This is a genomic window from Streptomyces graminilatus, assembly GCF_001418565.1.
GTDB lineage: Bacteria > Actinomycetota > Actinomycetes > Streptomycetales > Streptomycetaceae > Streptomyces > Streptomyces graminilatus.
This window is the reverse complement of the sequence record NZ_LIQQ01000236.1, coordinates 1-7,373: the sequence shown is the minus strand read 5'-3', so window position 1 is coordinate 7,373 and position 7,373 is coordinate 1. Positions and strand designations below refer to the sequence as shown.

The following is a 7,373-nucleotide window of genomic DNA, read 5'->3' as shown; positions in this document are numbered from 1 at the left end:
GCGGGGCGGGGCTCACGCCCTGGGCCGCCGCCGCGCGGGCCGCCGCCGCCTTTCCGGCGCCGAAGCCGGGGCCCGACCCGGGCGCCGCGGGTGCCGTCACCGGGCCCTGTGCGCCCTCCGGCGCGCCCATGCTCCCGGGCCGCGCGCCGTCCGCCCCGCCTTCGCGCCCCTTGCGCGAGGACTGTGTACGGAAAGTCATCGTGCCCTCGGCGGGTGCGGGCCCCCGGGTACCGGGGACGCCACCTCCCCCGGCGCCGACGGCGGCCGGTCCCGGGGTGGGCCGGCGGAACACGAAGGTGCCCGACTCGGGCATGTCACCGGCGTCCGGCTCGGCCGGTGGGATCGTCGCCGTACCGTCCGTACGGGCCGAGCGCCCGTCCGGCTGCACCAGGGGCCCCTGGACGGCCCTGGGGTCGGCCGTCCTCGGGTCGGCAGCCGGTGCGGGTGAGCCCGGTGAGCCCCAGGAGACATGGCGGTCCAGGTCGCCGCCGAACCCGGACTGACGGGAGCGGTCGGCGCCCCACGCGGACGCCGGTTCGGGCCGGCTGCCGTGCTGGGCCTCGGCCGGGACCGCCCGGCGCGGCTCGGCGGCCGGGGAGCGCGGGTCCTCGTCGAAGAAGTGCGGCCCGGTCTCCTCGACCCGCGCGGCGGCGGGCACGCCGTCGGACTGCGCCGGGCGGCTGGTGCCCGGCACCCAGGCGGTGCCGTTCCAGAACCGGACATATCCAGGAATGGACGGGTCCGGGTAAAACCCTTCGCGGGGCCTGTCGTCACCGGGGGCCGGGGTTGGGGCGCTCATGTCCGTCGTCCCGTATCTGCTCGGGGGTCATTTGGGGTGTCCCACATCTATCAGACCGGCGCACGCGCCGATGCCCCTCCCGCGCTACCTACCCCCTTCGGGACAGCTTCTGCCATCCGTCGCGACGGCTCGGACACCGTTCACAAAAAACTTCTCCGAAAAACCTCTCAGAACCCGCGTAATGCTGACGCCCGCCCGCGCTCTCTCCTCGTACGGGCCCGATGCGGGCCCCCGCAACGAGAGGAAGTGCCCGCCATGAGTCACGCCATGAACACCGTGGTGGAACGGGAACTGGAGCTGAAACTCATCCTGTCGCCGGAACGGAGCATCCCCGTCCCCGCCCGTCTCACCTATCTCACCAACGATCCGTTCGCCGTCCACATCGCCTTCCACATCGGCTCCGAGAACCCCGTGCACTGGACGTTCGCCCGCGAACTCCTGGTCGAGGGGGTGTTCAGGCCGTGCGGGCACGGTGACGTGCGGGTGTGGCCGACGAAGGTCGACGGGCGCAGCGTCGTCCTGATGGCGCTGAGTTCACCCGACGGGGACGCCCTGCTGGAGGCGCCCACCGCACAGGTGTCCGCATGGCTGGAGCGCACCCTGAGGGCGGTACCCCCGGGCTCTGAGGCCGAGCGGCTCGGCATCGACGACGGCCTCGCCGAGCTGCTCGCACCCTCCCCCAAGTTCTCGGCTTCGCTCGAACAGTGGGGACCCCCATCGGCCGATGACCTCTGGCTGCGCGACCCGTGGCCGTCGGACGAGTCCCAGGACGGGGAGGGAGGACATGTATGACGCGCACCGCCCCCGTCCGTCAGAACAGCTTGCCGGGGTTGAGGATGCCCAGGGGGTCGAAGGCCGCCTTGACCGCGCGCTGCATCTCCACGCCCACCGGGCCCAGCTCGCGGGCCAGCCACTCCTTCTTGAGGATGCCGACGCCGTGCTCCCCGGTGATCGTGCCGCCGAGTTCCAGGCCGAGGGCCATGATCTCGTCGAAGGACTCGCGGGCCCGCCGGGACTCGTCGGGGTCCTGGGCGTCGAAGCAGACCGTGGGGTGGGTGTTGCCGTCGCCCGCGTGGGCGCACACCCCGATGGTCAGCTGGTACTTCTCGGCGATGCGCTCGACGCCCTCCAGCATCTCGCCGAGCCGGGACCGGGGTACGCACACGTCGTCGATCATCGTCGTGCCCTTGACCGCTTCGAGCGCGACAAGGCACAACCGCCGTGCCTGGAGCAGCAGTTCGGACTCGGCGGCGTCATCGGCGGGCACCACGTCCGTCGCCCCGGCCGCCTCGCAGAGCGCGCCGACGGCGGCCAGGTCGGCGGCGGGGTCGTGGGTGTCGAAGGCACAGAGGAGCAGCGCCTCGGTGGTCTCGGGCAGTCCCATGTTGGCCAGGTCGTTGACGGCCTTGACGGTCGTCCTGTCCATCAGTTCGAGGAGGGACGGCACATGACCGCCCTCCATGATCCGGCAGACGGCGTCACAGGCGGCGGCGGCCGACGCGAACTCGGCGGCGAGCACGAGCTGTACGGGCGGCTGCGGCTTCAGCGCGAGCACCGCCCGTACGACGATGCCGAGCGAGCCCTCCGAGCCCACGAACAGACGGGTGAGGTCGTACCCGGCGACGCCCTTGGCGGTCCGACGCCCGGTGGACATGAGCCGCCCGTCGGCGAGTACTACGTCCAGCCCAAGCACGTACTCGGCGGTCACCCCGTACTTCACACAGCACAGCCCGCCCGAAGCGGTGCCGATGTTGCCGCCGATGGTGCACATCTCCCAACTGGAGGGGTCCGGCGGGTAGTACAGGCCGTGCTCGTTGACGGCGCGGGAGAGGGTGGCGTTGATGACACCGGGTTCGACGACGGCGATGCGATCGACGGGGTTGATCTCGAGAATCCGGTCCATCTTCACCAGCGACAGCACGATGCAGCCCTCGGACGCGTTGGCCGCGCCCGACAGGCCGGTCCGGGCGCCCTGCGGGACCACCGGGACGCGCAGCTCGGTGGCGACGCGCATGACGTGCTGGACCTGCTCGACGGTTCTCGGCAGGACCACGACAGCCGGGGCGCCCGCCTCGCAGAAGCTCGCCATGTCGTTGGCGTAGGCGGCGGTGACGTCGGGATCGGTGAGCACGGCCTCGGCCGGCAGCTCCGCGAGGAGCCGGTCGGTGAGGTTGCCCTGGGCCTCGTCGGGTGCGGCTTCGATACGGCTCATGATCACAGCGTCGCACCCGGGGCCATCGGTGTGAACCCCGTCCGTGAGGAGCTTTCGGTACGGGAATCCGGTCGTCGTATTGACGCACAGTGATCGCCATGGAGATGGAGAGAGTCCATGACCGTGCCCGTGGCCGTACCCATACCCGTGGCCGCGTCCTCTCGCGCCCGCTGACCGCCGCACTCGCGGGGTGTGCGGTACTCGGCGGCGCGCTGATGCTGTTGCTGCCCCCGGACCGCCCGGCCCCGGCGCCCTCCCCGGCGCCCGGCCCGGCGGCCAGGGCGGAACGGGCGGTGACCGGCGGGGTGCCGGCCGCGCTGCCCGACCTGGCGGCGTTCATCGGCGACCGTGAGGCGTTCGTACGCACCCACGCGCGTGACGGGCAGGCCTGGGCGCAGCTCGGTTCGGCGTACGTGGAGCGTGGGCGACGAACGTCGGACGCCGCCGACTTCCCACGGGCGGAACGGGCGCTGCGTACGTCACTGAGGGTGCGCCCGGCGACCGGGCCCGGGACCGCCGAGGGCCTCGTGGGCATGGCCGCGCTGGCGAACGCGCGGCGGGACTACCGGGCGGCCCGGAAGTGGGGCGAAGCCACACTGCATCAGGCGCCGAAGCGCTGGACGTCGTACCCGCCGCTGCTCGACGCGTACACGGGCCTCGGCGACTACAAGGCGGTCCGGCGGACCCTGGAGCGGATGCCGGGGCTGCGTGCCGGTACGGCGGTCCCGGCGGCGCTGGCGCGGGCGGCGGGCGTGTACCGGGACCGGGGCTGGCGCGAGGACGCCCAGGCGGCGCTCATGGACGCGGCGGCCCGGGCGACGACCCCGGCCGAGGAGGCCGAATGGCAGTACCGGGCGGGCGAGTTGGCCTGGGAGCGAGGCGAACCGACGGACGCGCTACGGCACTTCGAGGCAGCGCTGCGACTCGACCGGGGACTGGGGTCGGCACGAGCGGGCAAGGGCAGGGCGCTGGCGGCACTGGGCCGCACGAGGGAGGCCCTACTGGCCTACCGGACGGCTCTGGCCAAGCAGCCCTCACCTCAATACGCGCTGGAGATGGGCGAGTTGTACGACTCGCTGGGACGCCCGGCGGAGGCCCGGGCCCAGTACGCCGTACTGCGGGCGCAGGTCGCGAGGGAGCAAGCCGGGGGCGTGGACGCCGAGTTGCTGCTGGGCAGGTTCGAGGCGGATCACGGGGACCCGGGGTCGGCCGTACGGCGGCTGCGGGCGGAGTGGGCGAGGCAGCCGGGGCTGGAGGTCGCGGACGCGCTGGGCTGGGCGTTGCACCGGGCGGGTAAAGGCAGGGAGGCGCTCGGCTGGGCGGGACGGGCGACCGACAAGGAGCACGGCGCCGAGGTGCGCAGCGCGCTGTACACGTACCACCGGGGCATGATCGAGAGGGAGTTGGGCCTGACGGGCCCCGCGCGCCGGCACCTGGAGGAGGCGCTGCGGATCAACCCGTACTTCTCACCGGTGGGGGTGCCGACGGCGAAGGAGGCGTTGACGGCGCTGGGCGAGCCCGATCCATCGGGCCCGCCCAACTGACGGCAGACAAGGATTAGTTGATAGGTACTTACAGATTGCCGCGCTTGTCCTGCTCGCGCTCGATCGCCTCGAAGAGGGCCTTGAAGTTGCCCTTGCCGAAGCCCATGGAGCCGTGCCGCTCGATGATCTCGAAGAAGACGGTCGGGCGGTCCTGGACCGGCTTGGTGAAGATCTGGAGCAGGTAGCCGTCCTCGTCGCGGTCGACGAGGATCTTCAGCTCACGGAGTGTCTCGACGGGGACGCGGGTCTCGCCGGCCCACTCCCCCAGGGTGTCGTAGTACGAGTCGGGCGTGTCGAGGAACTGGACTCCGGCCGCCCGCATGGTCCGTACGGTCTCGACGATGTCGCCCGAGTTGAGGGCGATGTGCTGGACTCCCGCACCGCCGTAGAACTCCAGATACTCGTCGATCTGGGACTTCTTCTTGGCGATGGCGGGCTCGTTGATGGGGAACTTGACCTTGAGGGTCCCGTCGGCGACGACCTTCGACATCAGCGCGCTGTACTCGGTGGCGATGTCGTCGCCCACGAACTCCTTCATGTTCGTGAAGCCCATGACCTTGTTGTAGAAGCCGACCCATTCGTCCATGTGACCGAGTTCGACGTTGCCCACACAGTGGTCGATCGCCTGGAAGGTGCGCCGGGCGGGCGGCTCGACGATCGGTGCGGCGGCGACGAACCCCGGAAGATACGGACCGTCGTACCCGACCCTCTCGACGAGGGTGTGCCGGGTCTGGCCGTAGGTCGCGATCACGGCGAGGACGACGGTGCCGTGCTCGTCCTTCAGCTCGTACGGCTCGGCCAGCGAGCGGGCGCCGTGCTCGACGGCGTACGTGTGGGCGGCGCGGGCGTCCGGGACCTCGATGGCGAGGTCCACGACGCCGTCGCCGTGCTCGGCCACATGACCGGCCAGGAAGTGGCCCCAGGTGGTGGCGGCCTTGACGACTGAGGTGAACACGAACCGGGCGGAGCCGTTCTCCAGGACGTACGAGGCCGTCTCGCGGCTGCCCGTCTCCGGCCCGGAGTAGGCGACGAGCCGCATACCGAAGGCGGTGGAGTAGTAGTGCGCCGCCTGCTTGGCGTTGCCCACGGCGAAGACGACCGCGTCCATTCCCTTGACCGGGAAGGGGTCTGCCTGCCGGGCGGTGTCGGGAGTGTGGTGTGTGGTCTGCGTCATGACGGAAGCGTGGTCCCGCCACGGCAAGATGCGCAACAGTTTGCGCTGGGGCTGAACATTCTGCTCAGCTGGCAGCACGGAGACACGGTCTTTCTGTACAGGATGACCATCCCACCTGGAGGCTGCTGTGGCGATCGACGAGCTGGACGGGCGGATCATCGTGCTGCTCGCGCGGGAGCCGCGGATCGGGGTGCTGGAGATGTCCCGGCGGCTGGGAGTGGCGAGGGGGACGGCACAGGCGCGCCTGGACCGGCTCCAGTCGAACGGCGTCATCCGGGGATTCGGGCCACAGGTGGACCCGGCGGCCCTCGGCTACCCGGTCACCGCCTTCGCGACCCTCCAGATCCGCCAGGGCCAGGGCCCGGACGTACGGGCCCACCTGACGTCCGTACCGGAGGTACTGGAACTGCACACGACCACCGGCAGCGGGGACATGCTGTGCCGGCTGGTGGCCCGCTCGAACGCGGATCTCCAGCGGGTGATCGACCGGGTGGTCGGCATCGACGGCATCGACCGGGCCGCCACGGCGATCGTCATGGAGAACCCGGTTCCGCTGCGGATCATCCCGCTGGTGGAGCAGGCGGCTGCGGAGGACGGTGACTGAACCGGCGGCATACAAAGAAGTGGTTGCAAAGAAATCCTTGCAAGGATTTCTTTGCAACGCTACCTTTGCACTCATGCCGGAGCACGAAGAGCCGACCCCAGACCCGAACCCGAACCCGACCCCAGACCCGAACCCGACCCCGACCCCAGACCTGAACCCGGACGCAGACTCGAACCCGGACGCAGACTCGAACCAGAGCCCGAACGTGCGTGTCCTCGACGCCCGCTCGATGCGAGGTCTCGCACATCCGCTGCGTATGGCGCTGCTCAACGCGCTGCGGCGCGGCGGGCCCGCGACCGCGTCCCAGCTGGCCGCGAAACTGGGCGAATCCAGCGGGGCCACCAGTTACCACCTGCGGCAATTGGCCGAACACGCCTTCGTCGAGGACGCGCCTGAGCGCGGCAAAGGGCGGGAGCGCTGGTGGCGGGCGGTCCACGAGGGCGTCCAGTTCGACGACGCCCTGCGGCGCGACCCCGACCCGGCCGTGCGAGGCGCCGCCGACCTGTTCATCCACGAGGTCGCGAACATCCACACCCAGGAGCTCTCGACCTGGCTGGGCAACGCGAGCGACTGGTCCGAGGGCTGGCGGAACGCATCGGACCTGAGCGACATGTCCCTGCGCCTCACACCGGACCTGGCCCAGGAACTCATCTCCCGGATGCACGAGCTGGTCGACAGCTACCGGGACAAGGCCCCGGCCGAGGACACCCCGGAAGCCGAGAACGTACGAGTCCACACGCACGTCTTCCCGATCCACGCACGCACTGACACCGACACCGACGTCGCCCCCAACTGAGAAAGGTCACCGCAGATGAACCCCGAGCCCCACCTCGCCCTCCATCACCTCCGCGCCGCCGACCTCCACGCCGAGGCCGACGCCCACCGACTCGCCCTCACCGCCAGGCGCCCCCCGAAGGCCCTGCGCACCCGCGTCGGCTGGACGCTCGTAGAGGTGGGCCTGCGCCTGGCCACCACACAGCCGCAGCTCGCCTAGCTTCCATATGCGGCGAGCCGGGGCATGCCTTTAGGGGCGCGGGGAA

General features: G+C 71.0%; 8 protein-coding genes. 5 read left to right on the top strand and 3 right to left on the bottom strand.

Annotation, left to right across the window (positions count from 1 at the left end; genetic code table 11):
- Positions 1-799: DUF2510 domain-containing protein (locus AOK08_RS20550; protein ID WP_157876739.1), on the bottom strand; the 799-nt coding region annotated here is incomplete at its 3' end.
- 267 nt (positions 800-1,066) lie between these two features.
- On the opposite strand from AOK08_RS20550, the gene AOK08_RS20545 reads away from it, so the two are divergent.
- Positions 1,067-1,591: an SsgA family sporulation/cell division regulator gene (locus AOK08_RS20545; RefSeq protein WP_055527967.1), complete on the top strand. Its 525-nt coding sequence runs from the start codon at positions 1,067-1,069 to the stop codon at positions 1,589-1,591.
- A 19-nt stretch (positions 1,592-1,610) separates the two neighbouring features.
- Here AOK08_RS20545 and AOK08_RS20540 read toward each other — a convergent pair whose 3' ends face one another.
- The gene (locus tag AOK08_RS20540) at positions 1,611-3,017 is read right to left on the bottom strand and encodes an FAD-binding oxidoreductase (RefSeq protein ID WP_055527965.1); all 1,407 of its coding nucleotides are present in this window, start codon (positions 3,015-3,017) and stop codon (positions 1,611-1,613) included.
- A gap of 92 nt (positions 3,018-3,109) precedes the next feature.
- On the opposite strand from AOK08_RS20540, the gene AOK08_RS20535 reads away from it, so the two are divergent.
- Positions 3,110-4,555: a tetratricopeptide repeat protein gene (locus AOK08_RS20535; RefSeq protein ID WP_055527970.1), complete on the top strand. Its 1,446-nt coding sequence runs from the start codon at positions 3,110-3,112 to the stop codon at positions 4,553-4,555.
- Between the two features lie 28 nt (positions 4,556-4,583).
- Here AOK08_RS20535 and hppD read toward each other — a convergent pair whose 3' ends face one another.
- Positions 4,584-5,729: a 4-hydroxyphenylpyruvate dioxygenase gene (gene hppD / locus AOK08_RS20530; RefSeq protein ID WP_055527964.1), complete on the bottom strand. Its 1,146-nt coding sequence runs from the start codon at positions 5,727-5,729 to the stop codon at positions 4,584-4,586.
- 127 nt (positions 5,730-5,856) lie between these two features.
- Here hppD and AOK08_RS20525 point away from each other — a divergent pair, with 127 nt between their 5' ends.
- From AOK08_RS20525 to AOK08_RS20515, 3 genes are all read left to right on the top strand, one after another.
- Positions 5,857-6,333, top strand: coding sequence for an Lrp/AsnC family transcriptional regulator (locus tag AOK08_RS20525; protein ID WP_055527963.1), 477 nt, complete (start codon positions 5,857-5,859; stop codon positions 6,331-6,333).
- Positions 6,334-6,562: 229 nt separating this feature from the next.
- Positions 6,563-7,129: an ArsR/SmtB family transcription factor gene (locus tag AOK08_RS20520; protein ID WP_241827026.1), complete on the top strand. Its 567-nt coding sequence runs from the start codon at positions 6,563-6,565 to the stop codon at positions 7,127-7,129.
- Positions 7,130-7,144: 15 nt separating this feature from the next.
- A complete protein-coding gene (locus AOK08_RS20515; RefSeq protein WP_055527962.1) occupies positions 7,145-7,327 on the top strand; it encodes a hypothetical protein in 183 nt (60 codons plus the stop codon).
- Positions 7,328-7,373 lie beyond the last annotated feature (46 nt).

Bases quoted from the DNA above. Each gene is read 5' to 3' on its own strand.
- AOK08_RS20545 (WP_055527967.1), top strand. From the start codon at position 1,067: ATGAACACCGTGGTGGAACGGGAACTGGAGCTGAAACTCATCCTGTCG.
- AOK08_RS20535 (WP_055527970.1), top strand. From the start codon at position 3,110: ATGGAGATGGAGAGAGTCCATGACCGTGCCCGTGGCCGTACCCATACC.
- hppD (WP_055527964.1), bottom strand. From the start codon at position 5,729: ATGACGCAGACCACACACCACACTCCCGACACCGCCCGGCAGGCAGAC.
- AOK08_RS20520 (WP_241827026.1), top strand. From the start codon at position 6,563: ATGCGAGGTCTCGCACATCCGCTGCGTATGGCGCTGCTCAACGCGCTG.
- AOK08_RS20515 (WP_055527962.1), top strand. From the start codon at position 7,145: ATGAACCCCGAGCCCCACCTCGCCCTCCATCACCTCCGCGCCGCCGAC.